The following is a 15,635-nucleotide window of genomic DNA, read 5'->3' on the forward strand; positions in this document are numbered from 1 at the left end:
TTTTCTTGGCATAGCAAGGTGGTCTGCAACTTGTAGGGGAACTTGGTAAGTCTGCCGACTTGCTTTGCTTATATATGGAACCAACTAAATGCTAAAAAAAATACTAATAACCACTTTCTGCATTCTGACCTCCGCAATGGTTTTGGCTGATCAGCTAAGTCTTAAAGATGATGCGCCACAAACCTATGTGGTTAAAAAAGGGGACACCCTTTGGGATATCTCAGCGATGTACCTGGAAGAGCCATGGTTATGGCCAAAATTATGGCGTTGGAACCCGGAAATTAATAACCCCCACTTAATTTATCCGGGAGACAAGTTGCGTTTGACGTTTGATGATCAGGGACAGCCTGTATTGGTAAAAGATAATGCCCAATCCAGTGGTAAACCTGAATATAAATGGTCACCGCAAATCCGTAAGAAAATGAAGGATGCCAATCCGATCACGATATTACCGCTGGAAGAGCTAGCGCCGTTACTGAATTATTCTAACGTGCTGACTAAGGACATCCTTGCTGATGCTGCCACCGTTATGGGCGCAGATGAAAAGTACAAATCTCATGTGGAAGGCGCAATCCTGTACGCGAAAGGAGATTTGCAGGCAGGCAAGAGCTATGCGATTTACAAGCAGGGCGAGCCGATATTGGATCCGGAGACCGGTGATCATTTAGGCTATTACGCCATTTTGGCTGGTACCGCGAAAGGCTTAAGAGACGGCAATATGGCCAATCGTATCCCTGCGTCTTTGATGTTGGAAAACTCTCGACGTGAAATCCGCGCTGGCGATGTTATTCTTGAAGTGAACACCGAACAACTATTACCGGCATTCTACCAAATGCGTCTTGCTGAAGGTAAAGATGTGCAGGCGATGTTTATCAGAAATCACAATAATGTTCGTGAGTTCGGTAAGCTGGAGATCGTCCTATTGAATAAAGGCGCCAACGCTAATATTCAGCAGGGTGAGATTTATGCGATAAACCGTCAGAGTCCAGATGTCCTCGATACTGAAGATGGTCCAATCTACGAAGAGGATGCTTCACGCTGGTATCGCCTGACAAAAGGCGATGATTCAGAAGACCGCTATGAGATGCCAATCGAAAACATTGGCCAGCTTATGGTCTTTAAGGTTCAGGACAAAACTAGTTTTGCCGTAGTGCTAGCCACGAAGAAATCGGTGCGAATTAGTGATACCGTAACTGCCCCATAGCAGTTTAGAAAAAGGGCCAATCGGCCTTTTTTTATTACCAGGATGTATGTATGCCCGGAGAGCAGGATGCGGTACGGGTATGTACATGGATGTACTTATCCTCCCGCACCATGGATGGTAGCAAGGGAGGGTTTATTGCTTACATGGAAGTAAGTACCCTGAATCACAGGATGGATTGATTCATGGGTGTGCAAGGATGTATGTATGCCCTGATATCGCCAGGGCAGGCGTGTATATCAAAAATGCATGGATGCCGTCATGGACGATGGTATATCGATTGTGTCTGGAACTGACAATCGATTCAATTGCCGACAACATTCTATCGATTAGAGGGAAGGTGCGTTTAGGGATATAGGTACCCTCAATCACAGGATGGGTATTGCCAGGATTGGTCGCAAGTACGGAGCTTTTACGGACACACTGACTCGATACCATCGTAATCGGTTCCTGATATCATCGTCTTTCAAATACAGGGAGGCGTAGTATGACTCAAGACATATTATATTGGCTGGCTTTTACAAGGCTCAGGGGTATCTCACATCGACAAAAACTTCAATTACTCAGATGTGCATCGCCTGAATCTCTGCTGCATATGGATGCGCAGGCACTTAAGTCTCTCGGCCTGACCTCCCTACAAGTAAGCTCGCTTATTAGTGCTTCTCTAGCGGACGCTGAGCAGTATTACCATCAATGCCAGGCTCTTGATATTCACTGTATCCCAATCTCACATCGGCATTACCCGCCGTTACTTAGAGAAATCGCTGACCCACCTTTACTGCTGTTCGTTCGTGGTGACTGCTCGTTACTTAGCTCGATGCAGTTGGCTATTGTTGGGCCAAGAATGGCCAGTTATGCTGCATTGGATGTTGCCAATGACTTTGCTGCTAACTTGTCCGATAAGGGGCTGACCATAACGTCGGGTCTGGCGGTCGGTATTGATAGCGCAGCACATCGCGGTACCTTACAAGTTAAAGGTAAAACCATCGCTGTCGTAGCCACCGGACTCGATCAAACCTATCCCAGGCGTAATGACCAGCTTAGTAATGAAATCCTGAGCAATGGCGGCGTCATTGTTTCTGAATATTTTTTGCAAACACCACCTCGGGCAGCAAACTTTCCTAAACGCAATCGTATTATCACCGGCCTTAGCCTTGGCACTTTAGTGGTTGAAGCGGCGTTAAAGAGTGGTAGTTTGATTTCTGCGCGTCTGGCGATGGAACAAAACCGAGAAGTTTTTGCGATTCCTGGGTCAATTAACAACGTGAATTCAAAAGGTTGTCATCAACTGATAAAGCAGGGCGCTCATCTTGTTGACAGTGTTGATGATATAACCGCAAATTTACCCACATTAACCACAAATTTACAAGTGCCAGAAAAATCTAAAAAAATCAAAAAAAACGAACCTCAAAGCTTGTTTCTCGACCCATTGTTAGCTAGTGTGGACTATGAAGTTACCTCCGCAGATGTCGTAGCTTCCCGTTGTAAACTTCCCGTAGAAGAAGTGTTAACACGGCTTACCATTCTGGAGCTAAGAGGGCTGGTAACTGCGGTGCCAGGTGGCTACCTAAAACAAAAATAGGGGATAGTTATGTTCGATATTCTTATGTACCTTTTTGAGAACTATATTCATAGTGAAGCCGAGGTAATGGTCGATCATGATGTCCTGACCGATGAATTGACGCGCGCTGGGTTTCACCAGGATGAAATCTACAAAGCTCTTTCCTGGTTAGAGAAACTCGCCAATCTGCAAAATACAGATGCTTATAACTTTTTAACTAAGCGTCCTCAGCAATCGGTTCGTATATATACGTCTCAGGAAACCACCTTTCTGGACACTGAATGCCGGGGCTTTTTGATGTTTTTGGAAAACGTTAATGTGCTCGATTTCGCCACTCGTGAGATGGTCATTGATCGGGTGCTTGAACTGGACACCAAAGATTTCAATATCGACGATTTGAAGTGGGTGGTATTAATGGTGTTGTTTAATGTGCCGGGCAAAGAATCTGCCTACTCGCAAATGGAAGATTTAATCTTCGATGAGTGTGAAGGGCCTTTGCACTAAGCGGTTTTTAAAGCAATCGTAATTTCCATTACTTACGTTTAGTGATTTGGACAAATCACAAACTATGTCATAATACGCCCCTGAATCTATTAGGGGCTTGGTGTTATGTCAAAATCCGATCAGTCATTGTTCTCTTTGCACGAGCACGCCTTGCAACAAGCCAATGAAACCTGTCCAATCTGCAATGCGTCATTACAAATCAAACACTCTAAAGCTGGAAGTTTCTGGGGCTGCAGTCAGTATCCCACATGTGATTACACTCGCCCGGTAAAGGAAGTTACTAAGTTTGAAGAGCAAATCCTACCGGGAAGCGAATGCCCAAAATGCGGCGGCTCTTTGGCTGTGAAGCAGGGAAGGTATGGTCTGTTTATCGGCTGCAGTAACTTTCCCGCCTGCGATCATATCGAACACGAACCGGAAGAAACCCTGGATGTGCAGTGTCCAAGTTGTAAGAAGGGGCATTTGCGTGAAAAAAGTAGCCGCTATGGCAAAACCTTTTATGCTTGCGATACATATCCTAAATGCAAATATGCCATCAATCATCCGCCTGTTGCCCAGGATTGCAAAGAATGTGGCTTCCCACTGTTGCTGAAGCGAAATATGGCTGCTGGCGAAAAGCTACAGTGCGCAAATAAAAAGTGCGGTAAGTTTCAGTAGGCGGGAGCTAAAGCGCCCTCAGTACGTATCGTAAACGATCCTCCGAGAACGTGGCAGAAAACGCCACTTCGAGCACGCTGATGCCATCAGCTCCGAGTACACGCTGTTCCTAGTAAAAGCAAAAATCCTTGAGTCATACCGTGATACTACACGGTATCTAGGTCGAGAGCCGAACGTCTCTGATGTGCCAGTAACGGGAGTTAAAGCTCCCTCAGTACGTATCGTAAACGATACTCCGAGTACGTGACAGAAAATGCCACTCCGAGCACGCTGATGTCATCAGCTCCGAGCACACGCTGTTCCGAGCAAAAAGCAAAAGCCCTTGTGTCATTCCCTGATACTACAGGGAATCTTGGCCAACCTTGAATGACCGAATTGTGCCAGGAACAACCCGTTAGCAATTTCTAATATAAGAGGAGTTTGGGCTAGTACAGCTTAACCCATCAAATAAAGGTTTGGTTCCTGCGCTCTATGCCCACTAATTTTTATTTGGTTTCAATGTCAGTTTTGCACAAAGGGTACACCTTTAGTTCAGTTGAGCCATTTACTTCATTGAACACAAATGATCTATTGCCTACAAAATCCAAGAAAAATACATCATCGATCGCAGGCTTTCCCTCAAAATTTAAAAGTCTACCGGATACTCTTGCATAATCTCCATCAAATGCCTGGGCCTGCTCAAGTAAATTCGCATCTACCAATATCTGTACTGCATTTTCTTCGACTTGGCTATTTTTCGAAGCCATATCGGTATAGAGCATAATCTTTCTATCTTTTATTGAGAAATACCCGAAAACAGCGACGGTCTCGTTTTGGTTACTATTTATGCCTGAAACGATACGGTAAATTGATCTTGCTTTGAATAAGTCGTTGTCAGGCAATGTGTAACAACTGTCCGAATGAACTTTGGTCGAAAATAGCAAAACCGTTAAAAGTACAATTTGAATATATCTCATAAATTGAATCGCTATTTTAGATACTTTGAAGTTGGAATAAATGACTGTAGATCGCTCGCAACGGCCGTTGGCCACTGCACTTATCAATCAATAACTTAAGCTATAACTGTGACCGGCGCAAACGTGCGGTTAGCTGGCTCAAGGAATAGCCAATGAGTATTTGTCCCTGTGATTTTATGAACGACATGATGCTCGAGTTTTGTTTACATATCACCATTTGTGCGTTTATCGGTGGGTAAATCGTTGCATAAATCACATTGAATGTTTTTTCTGTAATTATATGCACGCGTTACAGCGAAAATACCGATTGAAATTACAGCCCATAAAATACCAAACTCTACTGAATACTCTATTGTTCTCCCTTTCAAGTATTGAATAGTTGATAGCAAAAGGGCAATTACAGGTAACGCAATGAGATATTGAAAAAGCCATTTTTTTATTGGCATAAAGCTTCCTTTTCTTACTATCCCTCGACCGCTGAACTCTCGTTACAAAACGAGGCTACTTGTTGAAATTACCGGAACTGGCTTACCGTCGCAATCTTGCAAAATATATTCATTTTTATACCTCTAAAACCATCGTGCATCAACAATAACTATCTGATAGTGTTAACTTTACAGGAAAACATCAAGTCGGAATTGAAACCGTACGTAATCACAAGGAATATACATGAGACTACGATTAAGAGGTTTCCTAAATGGATTCGCAAAAATCACGAACTTTCTCCCTGCCACGATACTACTCGCATTAGGGTTAATGACTTTCCAGAGTATTGGGGCCACACCTGCTCCAGATAACAATGCGGAAGTATCAGTCATTAAAAGGGCGTTACCAGATTACCCCAAGTATGCAGTAAAAAATGGTATTGAGGGCACTGTATTAATAAGCTTTAGTATCGAGAAAGATGGTAATGTGTCGGATATTCAAGTTGCAGCGTCAGACCAAGACGGGTTGTTTGACGCGAGTGCAATCTTAGGGGTCCAAAGGTGGGTTTACACCAAACCTGCCAAAAAAGTTCGTAATAACTATGTAGCCATAGAGTTTGCTCTTACTGACAATCCAGCTACCTCAAACTTTAGCAATGTTGAAAAAATTCAAGTTAGAGGCAATTAGTTTCACTTTACATTGCTACGCAAACCAGATCGATAGACAATAAAAAAGCGCCGGAAGGCGCTTTTTTATTTAGCTAATGTCGTTGACGTACTGTTTAACTCCCTGAAAGTCATCCTCCGGCAATATCTCAGTAATTTTTGTCAATCTTGCTAACAACTCGGCTTTATCTGCACCACAAACATTAATGTGACCCATCTTACGACCTGGTCGTTTCGTTTTACCGTACCAGTGCAGTTGTGTGCCTGTAACAGACAGGACTTCAACGGGAACCGAATCGACGCCAAGAATATTTATCATGGCCGTCGGGCGAACTAAATCTGTGCTTCCCACAGGTAATCCGCAGACGGCACGAATATGGTTCGCAAACTGACAGGTGTCAGCGCCTTGTTGCGTCCAGTGACCAGAGTTATGGACCCGTGGCGCGATCTCATTAACCAGTAATTTGTCGCCGACCTGGAAAAACTCAATGGCCAAAACACCAACATAATCTAAAGCATCGGCTACTTTGGCAAAGGCATTAGCGGCTTGCTGTTGCAGGCCCTGATGCTCACCGGTTGCCAGGGATACACTAAGAACGCCATTGCTGTGGTGGTTTTCGGTTAACGGGTAAGCAAAGGTGTTGCCGTGAATATCACGGACACCGACCATAGAAACTTCGCGATCAAAAGGAATCATTTGCTCAGCGATGATTCCCTGAGGAACACGGCCTTTAGCTTGTTCTAGAAATGATGCAATATCATCCCAAATCAAATCGACATTGCTATCCGCCTTGATTCGCCACTGGCCTTTTCCATCGTAGCCTTCTAAAGCACTTTTCAAAACCAAAGGTACGTTTAGTTCTTCAATCGCTAAAAGCAGGTCTTCTTTGTGTTCAATGACCTTATAAGGTGCATTGGCAACGCCGGCTTTATCCAGTAAAGCTTTCTCTAGTCGACGGTCTCCGCCGGTTTTGATTGCCTGGCTGGAAGGACGTAATTTGCCTGAGGCTTCGCATACTGCCAGCGTCTGATGGTCAATATGTTCAAATTCAGCGGTGATTACGTCGGCAAATTCGATACCTTGGTCCAAATCACCAAAGGTTAACTGTGGCGCTAATGGATCGACAACCGTCTTGCTGCCAACATCATAGGCTCGAATCGCAACATTTAACGGTTTACTCGCCAGCGCCATCATTCGTGCCAGTTGGCCTGCACCTAACACTAAAACGTTCATCAGCGATTAAGACTCCTGTGGATCCGGGTTATCGAGGATGGTTTGTGTCTGTACACGTCTGAATTCTTCAATGGCAGTCATAATTTTTTCATCATGGGTACCAAGAATTTGTGCCGCTAGCAGGCCGGCATTGGCTGCGCCCGCTGTTCCAATCGCCAATGTACCAACAGCGATACCTTTTGGCATTTGTACGATAGACAGTAACGAGTCCTGACCGGATAAGGCTTTTGACTGGACTGGCACACCAAGTACCGGAAGCGGTGTAAAGGCAGCGGTCATGCCAGGTAAATGAGCGGCACCACCGGCACCGGCAATAATGACTTTAATTCCGCGTTCTTTGGCAGATTCCGCATACTCGGCAAGTAAGTGAGGCGTACGGTGTGCTGAAACCACTTTGGTTTCATAACTAACGTTTAAAGAATCCAGCATTTCTGCTGCATGTTTCATTGTTGGCCAATCGGATTTTGACCCCATGATAATGCCCACTTTCATGTTACGTGCCTATATATCTTCGATGATGAAAAGATTCAGCCCCAAGGGGGTACCATAAGGCTGGAAAAATAAGCGGCAATTATACCCGGGTTTAGCTCAATACCAAAACGTTCCGCTCCGCTAATCGGCTAATGATGATGAAATTGTTGCGAAAACATGACACAAAGTTTGTTTGTCGGGCTTAAGACTTGTTAAAATTGTCAGTTATTAACAAGTGTTCAGGAAAAAGTGTGACTCAATTAACGGCTGCAAGTGTGTTTGCTGACGGCGGCATCATAGCTTATCCAACTGAGGCGGTTTTTGGTCTGGGGTGCGACCCTGACAATTCTCAGGCAATCAAAAAGCTATTGGCTTTGAAGCAAAGGCCTCAGGAAAAAGGGCTGATTTTGTTGGCCGGTAATTATTCGCAACTCTTACCCTATGTTGATGATAACGCGATTCCTCAGGATAAGCGGTTTAGCGTATTATCTCGCTGGCCCGATGGCATTACCCAGGTCCTGCCGGCAAAGCCGGGGTTATCCGAGTTGTTGACTGGCCAGTTTACCTCGATTGCGGTACGCGTAACCAGTCAGCCCGATGTGGTCGCCCTTTGTCAGGCAACGGGCAAACCCATCGTCTCAACCAGTGCTAACCTGACAGGGCAGCCGCCAGCGACAACCTGGCAGCAGGTCGAACAGGGACTGGGTGAGCAGGTAGATTTTATCATCAAGGGTGAAACCTTAGGTTTTACCAAACCATCAACAATCATCGATGCGTTAACCGGAGAAACTTTTCGCCAATGAGTCAGGTAGATATTCAACCCGTAGTTGATTTTTTAACAGATCTTCAGGATCGTATTTGTCAGCAACTGGAACAAGCTGATGGTTCAGGTAAATTTGTCGAAGACAAATGGCAGCGTGAGGAGGGTGGCGGTGGCCGCACCCGGGTGTTAACCGATGGTGCCGTTATTGAACAAGGCGGGGTTAACTACTCTTTAGTAAGCGGTAATAAGCTACCTCCATCGGCTACCGCACATCGCCCGGAACTTGCCGGTCGTACCTGGCGTGCCTGTGGAGTTTCCCTGGTGATTCATCCTAAAAATCCATTTATCCCAACGTCACATGCCAATGTCAGGTTCTTTATCGCGGAAAAAGAGGGAGAGGCACCGGTTTGGTGGTTCGGCGGCGGCTTCGATCTCACTCCATTTTATCCTTTTGATGAGGACGTTAAACACTGGCATCAGGTGGCCCATGATTTATGTCAGCCATTTGGTGATGACGTGTACGACAAACATAAACATTGGTGCGATGATTATTTTTACCTGAAACACCGTAATGAAACCCGTGGTGTCGGAGGCTTATTCTTTGATGACCTGAATGAGTGGGACTTTGCGCAGTGTTTATCTTATATCCAGGCTGTTGGGCAAGGGTTTATTGATGCTTACGTGCCAATTATCGAGCGCCGTAAGAATCACCCGTATGATGATACGCATCGACAGTTCCAGTTATATCGACGTGGACGCTATGTAGAGTTTAATCTAGTTTTTGACCGCGGTACCTTATTTGGCTTGCAAAGCGGAGGTCGTACAGAGTCTATTCTGATGTCGATGCCACCGTTAGCCAGATGGCAATATAACTATCAGCCTGAGTCCGACACTCAGGAGGCTAAACTCCAGGCCTATTTAACCCCTCGAGACTGGCTTAACGAGCTTTAACGACAATATAGTCCGGGTTGAGATGTGTTGATTAGGTGCAGGCGGTGCTTTTTGAAGAATGGAAACTGTGCAAGCAGAGTATCGCCCGATTTTATTGTTATTGGTTCATCGCTGGGCTGGATGAAGAGCCAGGTCGCCTCTTCGCTTTCGTCGAAGGAGATACAGTCAGTAGCGCGAATTAAACTCTTGTTATCATAAAAATACAGGGCGTGTGGCAGTCGGTAATCGCCGTAAACCTGCACGGGCTTGGCTGATCCTGTTGCTTGTGCTTTGTTTTTAACTTCCTGATTTATTTGCTTCAAGGTAGCGTCTATATCACGATATTCAGACAAGCTTTTTAACCGGTAGGGCATGCTGTAGCTAATATCAAATAGTCGCAATAATAGTACCAGGGTCACGGAAAAGAACACGAAAGCATTGCTGTGATCACTGGTGTTGTAGCTTTGCGGTCTTCGGTATTGTCCGAGAATGATAAACAGCGTAAAGATAAAAATGATCATTAACCCGATGTTGCTGTTAGACGATACTGGCGCCATGAATGCCAGTAGCAGGCAAGCCAAAGCTATTACCCCGTAAGTCAGCATCGGCACTGTGTTGCCCAGGGTTTGCAAATATCTGTCATGCCAGTGTTGAACAACGTTGTCCTGTTCTGAGTGGTATGCTATTTGCAGAATCATCGCCGTCAATAGTAATGCCGGCACAAACATGGGCAGGTAATAACGCACATTGCTGTCGCCTATCAACATGATGGGAATTAAATTGCTGATAAGCGCTATCAGGCAATAAGGGTAGAGATTGGTATATCTGGAATTGAGTTGTTGGCGATAGCGACCAGAAATGAGCAATGGCAAGAGCAGGCCAGCGGGAAGTAGCGCCAACCAAACTTTGACTGGATATGACAGGACACCGCTGAGATATTGCAAGGCAGTGCCTTGGGATTGGCGGGCAGCAATTTCAGCCTGGTTTAACTCAACAGAAGCCTGCCATCCGAACTTTGCTAACATCGGAATCCACCACATCGCGGCACATACGAAGGGAATCAACAAGGCGCCAAAAAGTTCTTTTTTATTTACCTTTGACCAGCTTTTACAATAGGTTAGATAGCCAACTACGGTGAGGAAATAGCACAGCAAAGCTGCTTCGCGCTTACATAAATATGCAAGTCCCACAAAGGTCATGGACATATACCAGGCTCGGGCTGTCTGCTGCTTATGCCAGAAATAAAACCAACTGAATAATGACAGGTTAACGAGGACCATAAAAACGGTATCGAGTTCTGCCGATGTTGCTTTGCGGATCAACTCCGGGGTCAATAAAAACATCAGAACCAGCCAGGCTCTTATACGAAGATCAAAAATTTGGCGGCTGAATAGCCATAAAGCCAATGCCATCATAAATGCGAATACCATTGATGGCAGTCGCGCTACGAATTCATCTATGTGTCCGTCAGTTAATAGGCTGGCGGCTATAATGGACCAGTTGAACAAGGGCGGCTTAGCCCAGTATGCCTGCTGATTGATGGTTGGTGTAAACCAACTTGAATTGGCGAGCATTTCGCGGGCGACCAGGGCTCGACGGGTTTCTTCGTGATAGAGTGGAATGATGTCGATCCCTGGAAGATACAATCCGACTAACAGGGAAATAACCAATATTCCGGAAAAAAGCAGCAGTAGCTGATTTGTTAAATCCCTTGTTTCTTTAATATTAGTGTTCATCGTGACCAGGGCTAATGAATGGGTTTTCACTCTTTTGCTTCTGTTCTTTACGGTATAGCCAAACACCAAGCCCCAGGCTGATGCACAGCAAAAGCCCGCTCAGGAGCAATTGCCATTGTGATTGCATGTTTATACCACTGCCGCTTAGGCTGAAAATTATCATTTGCGGTAAGTAGCCTATAAGAGTGGCACTAAAAAAGGCGACTTTATTGACCTGGCTTATGCCGGCGGCAAGGTTAGTTAAAAGATTACTGCCGAATGGGAATAGACGAACAATCAGGGTCTTTTGAAAGACATTGCTAGCGAGGAATGCACTTAATCGCTTCACCAGCTTTGAGCTAGTGGCGAGTTGATAATGCGTTGAAAGCCTGGTGGCAAAGCTAAAACAAAGTACACTTCCAAGCAGGGTTGCAAATGTAGCAATTAAAGTTCCATGCCAGAAGCCCAGGCCGTAGCCGGCGACGAATGCTATTGCCTGGCGCGGAAACCCGAACATCGTAGTGATGGCTGCTACGGCGATAAAAGCAACTTGTACTGATATTGATGATGGTGACAGTTGTCGCCAAAAAGGTGTCGAAAACATATCCTCGAACAGATAATTTTGCAGTATCAGCGCAATTGACAGGAACAAAGCGAAACTCAGTATGGCCTTCAACAGATGCTTTTTGACCGGTGTTGATAACGCACTAATCATGTTTGGTCTCGATTATTTCTGCTCGCTTGTAGCGGCTCTTCAACCACAGCACCCCAAGTAAATCCACCAATCCCACAAATGCGCGATTTCTAAACGAGTAATTAGACTGGCCGGAATATCGTTTGCGATGGTTTACTTCTACCACTTCAATATGGCCGCCACGACGTTTAATAAGTGCAGGTAAAAAACGATGCATATGATCGAAGTAGGGTAGCGACATAAATGTCGCCCTGGGAATAACCTTAATACCGCAACCTGTATCCGGGCTATCGTCATCGAGAAAGGCTTGCCGAATATTGTTCGCTACTTTTGATTGCCAGCGTTTCCAGGAGTTATCTCCAATCCGGTTTTTGCGATAACCCGCGACGCAAAAGTGACTGTATTGAGACTGTTGCATAGCAATGTCTATCATTGCGGGCAAGTCAGCAGGATCGTTCTGACCATCGGCATCTAATGTCGCTACCAGGCTACCCTGACTCTGCTTTACACCATTTCGTACCGCCGTACTTTGACCAACACTTTGCCGATGGCGAATAATGCGGATATTGTCCTGTTTATTTCGCAATTGCACTAGCCGTTGATAGGTTTCATCTTCACTACCATCGTCAACATAGATGATTTCGTATTTATACCTGCCCGATAGTGCTTGATTGATCTCTTCGACAAGCGGTTGGATATTTTCTTGTTCGTTTTTTGCAGGTACTACCACCGAGATTTCAATAGTCATGCGTTGTAATCTTAAAGCTCTGAAAAGGGTAGGTGGTGACGTGCCTGTTGGAACCCATATCGCCACCCATGTAACGAACCTAACTATAGACAATGATTAGAAATTTGCCGTTTATCCTGAATTATTCACCTGAGGTTTGATTCAAATCAACAAGCAGGCCAACACTGATCGACTAAACTTGTAGTGCCATTGCAGGGAGCTTCAGTTTGAACGCCTGAAGCCAGATGATACATACAATGGCGATTTTGTGATTTGTTCTCTGAGGGAGAGACGTATGAAAAAGCAAATCGTAACAATGGCGGTACTGACCGCTCTGTTAACCCCAATGGTACATGCTAATGAAGCTGGCGATTGGGTCATTCGTGCAGGTGCTACGAATGTTGATCCTGATAGTGGAAGTTCCGGTGTTTACGTCGAAGCGTTAGGCGGAGATACTCCATTATCTGTGTCGGTAGACGATAATACTCAGCTGGGCCTAAACTTTGCGTATTTTTTCAGCCCTAATTGGGCATTTGAATTGCTGGCGGCGACACCATTTGAGCACGATGTTATTATTAATGACCCGTCGGGTATTGCCCCTGGTATTTTTGGTGTTCCAGTTGATGGAGCGACACTTGCGTCAGTTAAACACTTACCACCAACATTAAGTGTCCTTTACTATTTCAGCACAGCAGGCAGTTTCCAGCCCTATGTAGGACTAGGACTAAACTACACCACTTTCTTTGAGGAAAGTTTTAAATCAGGCCCCAGTTCTTTGGGTTTTAATGACCTGGAACTGGACGATTCCTGGGGATATTCTGCTCAGGTCGGCCTGGATTTTTATTTTTCTGAAAGCTGGCTGATTAATGCATCCGCCCGATACATTGATATTGAAACTGATGCGACATTTAATATTGGAGAAATAGCCGGCTCTGCTGACGTTGGTGTTGATCCGATGGTGTATTCGATAATGCTTGGTTATAAATTTTAATTTGTACCAACAAATGTTTAACAACGCAAAGCAGCGCCTCGTCGCTGCTTTTTTTATTTCAATCGATTTCGGGATTCGATAGGATGATCGAAATCTGTTTCAACGATAAAGTAACATTATGAATCCCCGGCAATATTGCGTCTTTGGCAATCCGATTAGTCAGTCGCGCTCCCCCTGGATACATCAACGATTTGCAAGCCAGCTAGATATCGAAATTGATTATCAGGCTAAGCTTGCTCCTGAGGATGGGTTCGCTGATGCTTTTAAAGCGTTTGTTGCTGCTGGCGGTGAAGGAGCGAATGTAACCGCACCTTTTAAAGAGCAAGCCTGGCAACTATGTGACCGGTTATCTGTAACGGCTAAAGATAGTGGCGCGGTGAATACGCTGTTTTTAGAAGGGGATAAAATTTGCGGTGATAATACCGATGGTTTTGGGTTAGTGGCAGACTTACACCGACAACAGGTGCAATTAATCGATGCAAAAATTTTGTTGTTAGGTGCCGGCGGCGCTGCAAGGGGAGTGATTCCTGCATTATTAAATGAAACCCCTAAATCTTTGACTATTGCCAATCGTACTGCATCGAAAGCTCATAATCTGCAAAACTATTTTAGCGATCCAAGGATTCACGCCTGTGGGTTTGATGAACTACTAGCTGGTAGTTTCGATGTCATTATTAATGCAACATCAGCGGGTCTTGCCCGGCAGCGCCCAGATGTGAATTCATCCATTATTGGCACCAAAACGATTTGCTATGACATGGTATATCAGGCTGAACCTACTGGTTTTCTGGTTTGGTGTCATGACCATGGAGCCGGACAATGCATTGATGGTCTGGGTATGTTAGTAGGGCAGGCGGCAAAAAGCTTTTCTATCTGGTTCTCAGCGATGCCAGATATTGAACCGGTAATTGAAGAGCTGAGACGTTTGCTGATTCAGGGTAAATAAATGAACCAATCTCTTTTGTTCAATGATGATTTTGAGGTGCTTGTTGATCAATCTCTGGTTAGATTTAGTGGCATGGCATCCGGTCGAAAGGTTGTTATTGTTGTTAAGTTCAAACCGAATGTACTGCCGAAACCTGGTGCTATTAGCCAGGAGTTAAAGTTTGATTTGGAAGCACTGGTGGAAGAGTGGACGGAAGATAATGATCTCGATGATGTCACCGAGATCAGCTTGAGTTATTAACGTTTCGTTTTATTCAGATTAAGACTCAGCGAGGTATTCGTCCTTTAATAGCACGTAGTTCTCGGCGGATTTTGCCAAAAACTGGATTTCAGCATCATTTAACTCTCTGGCTTTTTTCATCGGGTTACCAAAGTAAAGCCAACCGGATTGCAAAACCTTGTTAGGTGGTACCAATGTGCCTGCGCCAATAATCACATCATCTTCAACTTTGGCGCCATCCATAATTATTGTACCCATGCCGACCAGGATTCGATTTCCCAGTTGGCACCCATGCAACATAGCTTTGTGGCCTATGGTTACATCGTCGCCGATAATAAGTGGGTGACCTTCGGGATTGTTCGGCGTTTTTCGAGTCACGTGTAAAACCGTACCGTCCTGAACATTGGTACGTTTGCCGATACGTATGATATTGACATCACCTCGTGCCGCAACGAGAGGCCAAATACTGCTGTCTTCTCCAATTTGAATATCACCAACGATTACACTTGAAGAATCAATATAAACATTTTCTCCTAATAAAGGACTGATGGTCTTGTATGAGCGGGTTGAAGGATGTTTAGCTTGCATAAGGTTAATTACTTTATTTAACGATTTGAGTATAAATTTAACAAATAAAGGGTAAAACGTTAAAAAAATTGTTAACTAAATCACCATTTTCACCCCAGAAACTTAAAAATCCCCATTAAGTTATTGATTCTATGTGAGGAGTCCTTTGAATATCTAACGGCGTGATGGCAATTAGCGCTATTTATCAAAACGCTTAATATATATGGTCTGTATGGAAATTGTGCAAACAAACAGGTTTTTCGTTTTTTTTCAAAAAAACAGTTGACGGCTTCCGGAAAATCCCTAAAATGCGCATCCACTTCCACGGGGTAACCCAACGAAGTGTTTTGATAAGATAACCACTCCAAAGTGAGCGGTTAATCGAAACCGAAACGGCAAGATTTGAAA

21 protein-coding genes are annotated in these 15,635 nt (G+C 44.7%); 11 read left to right on the forward strand and 10 right to left on the reverse strand.

Annotated elements, in window-relative coordinates; genetic code table 11:
- Positions 1 to 142: 142 nt before the first annotated feature.
- Positions 143 to 1,204, forward strand: a complete 1,062-nt coding sequence (locus tag E8M12_RS05050) for a LysM peptidoglycan-binding domain-containing protein (protein ID WP_169303041.1) — start codon at positions 143 to 145, stop codon at positions 1,202 to 1,204.
- 50 nt (positions 1,205 to 1,254) lie between these two features.
- Positions 1,255 to 1,383 (forward strand): hypothetical protein, encoded by a 129-nt coding sequence (locus E8M12_RS16530; protein WP_281277704.1) that lies wholly within the window; start codon positions 1,255 to 1,257, stop codon positions 1,381 to 1,383.
- Between the two features lies 1 nt (position 1,384).
- Here the strand turns inward: E8M12_RS16530 and E8M12_RS05055 are convergent, their stop codons facing one another.
- Positions 1,385 to 1,639: a hypothetical protein gene (locus tag E8M12_RS05055; protein WP_136735000.1), complete on the reverse strand. Its 255-nt coding sequence runs from the start codon at positions 1,637 to 1,639 to the stop codon at positions 1,385 to 1,387.
- Between the two features lie 49 nt (positions 1,640 to 1,688).
- On the opposite strand from E8M12_RS05055, the gene dprA reads away from it, so the two are divergent.
- The 3 genes from dprA (at position 1,689) to E8M12_RS05070 (ending at position 3,923) form a co-directional block, all read left to right on the forward strand.
- A complete protein-coding gene (gene dprA / locus E8M12_RS05060) occupies positions 1,689 to 2,783 on the forward strand; it encodes a DNA-processing protein DprA (protein ID WP_136735001.1) in 1,095 nt (364 codons plus the stop codon).
- 9 nt (positions 2,784 to 2,792) lie between these two features.
- Entirely contained in the window at positions 2,793 to 3,266 is a 474-nt protein-coding gene (locus tag E8M12_RS05065; RefSeq protein ID WP_136735002.1) for a DUF494 family protein, read from the forward strand.
- Positions 3,267 to 3,371: 105 nt separating this feature from the next.
- A complete protein-coding gene (locus tag E8M12_RS05070) occupies positions 3,372 to 3,923 on the forward strand; it encodes a topoisomerase DNA-binding C4 zinc finger domain-containing protein (RefSeq protein ID WP_136735003.1) in 552 nt (183 codons plus the stop codon).
- Between the two features lie 485 nt (positions 3,924 to 4,408).
- On the opposite strand, the gene E8M12_RS05075 is transcribed toward E8M12_RS05070, so the two are convergent.
- Together E8M12_RS05075 and E8M12_RS05080 are read right to left on the reverse strand one after the other, a co-directional pair.
- Entirely contained in the window at positions 4,409 to 4,879 is a 471-nt protein-coding gene (locus E8M12_RS05075; protein WP_136735004.1) for a hypothetical protein, read from the reverse strand.
- 203 nt (positions 4,880 to 5,082) lie between these two features.
- The gene (locus tag E8M12_RS05080; protein ID WP_136735005.1) at positions 5,083 to 5,325 is read right to left on the reverse strand and encodes a hypothetical protein; all 243 of its coding nucleotides are present in this window, start codon (positions 5,323 to 5,325) and stop codon (positions 5,083 to 5,085) included.
- Positions 5,326 to 5,548: 223 nt separating this feature from the next.
- On the opposite strand from E8M12_RS05080, the gene E8M12_RS05085 reads away from it, so the two are divergent.
- Complete coding sequence (locus tag E8M12_RS05085) at positions 5,549 to 5,992, forward strand: energy transducer TonB (protein WP_136735006.1); 444 nt, start codon at positions 5,549 to 5,551, stop codon at positions 5,990 to 5,992.
- A 69-nt stretch (positions 5,993 to 6,061) separates the two neighbouring features.
- Here the strand turns inward: E8M12_RS05085 and E8M12_RS05090 are convergent, their stop codons facing one another.
- Both E8M12_RS05090 and purE read right to left on the reverse strand, forming a co-directional pair.
- Entirely contained in the window at positions 6,062 to 7,204 is a 1,143-nt protein-coding gene (locus tag E8M12_RS05090) for a 5-(carboxyamino)imidazole ribonucleotide synthase (RefSeq protein WP_136735007.1), read from the reverse strand.
- Positions 7,205 to 7,210: 6 nt separating this feature from the next.
- The gene (purE, locus tag E8M12_RS05095) at positions 7,211 to 7,696 is read right to left on the reverse strand and encodes a 5-(carboxyamino)imidazole ribonucleotide mutase (protein ID WP_136735008.1); all 486 of its coding nucleotides are present in this window, start codon (positions 7,694 to 7,696) and stop codon (positions 7,211 to 7,213) included.
- A 230-nt stretch (positions 7,697 to 7,926) separates the two neighbouring features.
- Here purE and tsaC point away from each other — a divergent pair, with 230 nt between their 5' ends.
- Together tsaC and hemF are read left to right on the forward strand one after the other, a co-directional pair.
- Entirely contained in the window at positions 7,927 to 8,478 is a 552-nt protein-coding gene (gene tsaC / locus E8M12_RS05100; protein WP_136735009.1) for an L-threonylcarbamoyladenylate synthase type 1 TsaC, read from the forward strand.
- The gene (hemF, locus tag E8M12_RS05105; protein WP_136735010.1) at positions 8,475 to 9,389 is read left to right on the forward strand and encodes an oxygen-dependent coproporphyrinogen oxidase; all 915 of its coding nucleotides are present in this window, start codon (positions 8,475 to 8,477) and stop codon (positions 9,387 to 9,389) included. The genes tsaC and hemF overlap by 4 nt, the downstream gene beginning before the upstream one ends.
- On the opposite strand, the gene E8M12_RS05110 is transcribed toward hemF, so the two are convergent.
- From E8M12_RS05110 to E8M12_RS05120, 3 genes are read right to left on the reverse strand one after another with little or no spacing between them, the layout of a single operon-like run.
- Positions 9,386 to 11,134, reverse strand: a complete 1,749-nt coding sequence (locus E8M12_RS05110) for an ArnT family glycosyltransferase (RefSeq protein ID WP_169303042.1) — start codon at positions 11,132 to 11,134, stop codon at positions 9,386 to 9,388. The genes hemF and E8M12_RS05110 overlap by 4 nt on opposite strands.
- Positions 11,094 to 11,798, reverse strand: coding sequence for a TVP38/TMEM64 family protein (locus tag E8M12_RS05115; RefSeq protein WP_136735012.1), 705 nt, complete (start codon positions 11,796 to 11,798; stop codon positions 11,094 to 11,096). Before E8M12_RS05115 ends, E8M12_RS05110 begins: the two co-directional genes overlap by 41 nt.
- The gene (locus E8M12_RS05120; protein ID WP_136735025.1) at positions 11,791 to 12,519 is read right to left on the reverse strand and encodes a glycosyltransferase family 2 protein; all 729 of its coding nucleotides are present in this window, start codon (positions 12,517 to 12,519) and stop codon (positions 11,791 to 11,793) included. Before E8M12_RS05120 ends, E8M12_RS05115 begins: the two co-directional genes overlap by 8 nt.
- 280 nt (positions 12,520 to 12,799) lie before the next feature.
- Here E8M12_RS05120 and E8M12_RS05125 point away from each other — a divergent pair, with 280 nt between their 5' ends.
- The 3 genes from E8M12_RS05125 to E8M12_RS05135 all read left to right on the forward strand — a co-directional run bounded on the left by E8M12_RS05125 (position 12,800) and on the right by E8M12_RS05135 (position 14,681).
- Positions 12,800 to 13,495: an OmpW/AlkL family protein gene (locus tag E8M12_RS05125; protein WP_136735013.1), complete on the forward strand. Its 696-nt coding sequence runs from the start codon at positions 12,800 to 12,802 to the stop codon at positions 13,493 to 13,495.
- A gap of 118 nt (positions 13,496 to 13,613) precedes the next feature.
- Positions 13,614 to 14,441 carry a shikimate dehydrogenase gene (aroE, locus tag E8M12_RS05130; RefSeq protein ID WP_136735014.1) on the forward strand — a complete coding sequence of 276 codons (828 nt, stop codon included), beginning with the start codon at positions 13,614 to 13,616 and terminating at the stop codon, positions 14,439 to 14,441.
- Positions 14,442 to 14,681, forward strand: a complete 240-nt coding sequence (locus E8M12_RS05135) for a hypothetical protein (protein WP_136735015.1) — start codon at positions 14,442 to 14,444, stop codon at positions 14,679 to 14,681.
- A gap of 18 nt (positions 14,682 to 14,699) precedes the next feature.
- Here the strand turns inward: E8M12_RS05135 and E8M12_RS05140 are convergent, their stop codons facing one another.
- Both E8M12_RS05140 and E8M12_RS16355 read right to left on the reverse strand, forming a co-directional pair.
- Complete coding sequence (locus E8M12_RS05140; protein ID WP_136735016.1) at positions 14,700 to 15,248, reverse strand: gamma carbonic anhydrase family protein; 549 nt, start codon at positions 15,246 to 15,248, stop codon at positions 14,700 to 14,702.
- Between the two features lie 193 nt (positions 15,249 to 15,441).
- A partial coding sequence (locus E8M12_RS16355) for a hypothetical protein (RefSeq protein WP_211244983.1) occupies positions 15,442 to 15,635 on the reverse strand: 194 nt, incomplete at its 5' end.

Source organism: Thalassotalea mangrovi, from assembly GCF_005116735.1.
Taxonomy (GTDB): Bacteria; Pseudomonadota; Gammaproteobacteria; order Enterobacterales; family Alteromonadaceae; genus Thalassotalea_A; species Thalassotalea_A mangrovi.

Excerpts from the sequence above, each read along its gene's own strand:
- E8M12_RS05085 (WP_136735006.1), top strand. The coding sequence starts at position 5,549 with ATGAGACTACGATTAAGAGGTTTCCTAAATGGATTCGCAAAAATCACG.
- dprA (WP_136735001.1), top strand. The coding sequence starts at position 1,689 with ATGACTCAAGACATATTATATTGGCTGGCTTTTACAAGGCTCAGGGGT.
- E8M12_RS16530 (WP_281277704.1), top strand. The coding sequence starts at position 1,255 with ATGCCCGGAGAGCAGGATGCGGTACGGGTATGTACATGGATGTACTTA.
- hemF (WP_136735010.1), top strand. The coding sequence starts at position 8,475 with ATGAGTCAGGTAGATATTCAACCCGTAGTTGATTTTTTAACAGATCTT.
- E8M12_RS05055 (WP_136735000.1), bottom strand. The coding sequence starts at position 1,639 with ATGGTATCGAGTCAGTGTGTCCGTAAAAGCTCCGTACTTGCGACCAAT.
- E8M12_RS05140 (WP_136735016.1), bottom strand. The coding sequence starts at position 15,248 with ATGCAAGCTAAACATCCTTCAACCCGCTCATACAAGACCATCAGTCCT.
- E8M12_RS05080 (WP_136735005.1), bottom strand. The coding sequence starts at position 5,325 with ATGCCAATAAAAAAATGGCTTTTTCAATATCTCATTGCGTTACCTGTA.
- E8M12_RS05115 (WP_136735012.1), bottom strand. The coding sequence starts at position 11,798 with ATGATTAGTGCGTTATCAACACCGGTCAAAAAGCATCTGTTGAAGGCC.
- purE (WP_136735008.1), bottom strand. The coding sequence starts at position 7,696 with ATGAAAGTGGGCATTATCATGGGGTCAAAATCCGATTGGCCAACAATG.
- E8M12_RS05075 (WP_136735004.1), bottom strand. The coding sequence starts at position 4,879 with ATGAGATATATTCAAATTGTACTTTTAACGGTTTTGCTATTTTCGACC.
- E8M12_RS05065 (WP_136735002.1), top strand. The coding sequence starts at position 2,793 with ATGTTCGATATTCTTATGTACCTTTTTGAGAACTATATTCATAGTGAA.
- E8M12_RS05125 (WP_136735013.1), top strand. The coding sequence starts at position 12,800 with ATGAAAAAGCAAATCGTAACAATGGCGGTACTGACCGCTCTGTTAACC.
- E8M12_RS05070 (WP_136735003.1), top strand. The coding sequence starts at position 3,372 with ATGTCAAAATCCGATCAGTCATTGTTCTCTTTGCACGAGCACGCCTTG.
- aroE (WP_136735014.1), top strand. The coding sequence starts at position 13,614 with ATGAATCCCCGGCAATATTGCGTCTTTGGCAATCCGATTAGTCAGTCG.
- E8M12_RS05090 (WP_136735007.1), bottom strand. The coding sequence starts at position 7,204 with ATGAACGTTTTAGTGTTAGGTGCAGGCCAACTGGCACGAATGATGGCG.
- E8M12_RS05135 (WP_136735015.1), top strand. The coding sequence starts at position 14,442 with ATGAACCAATCTCTTTTGTTCAATGATGATTTTGAGGTGCTTGTTGAT.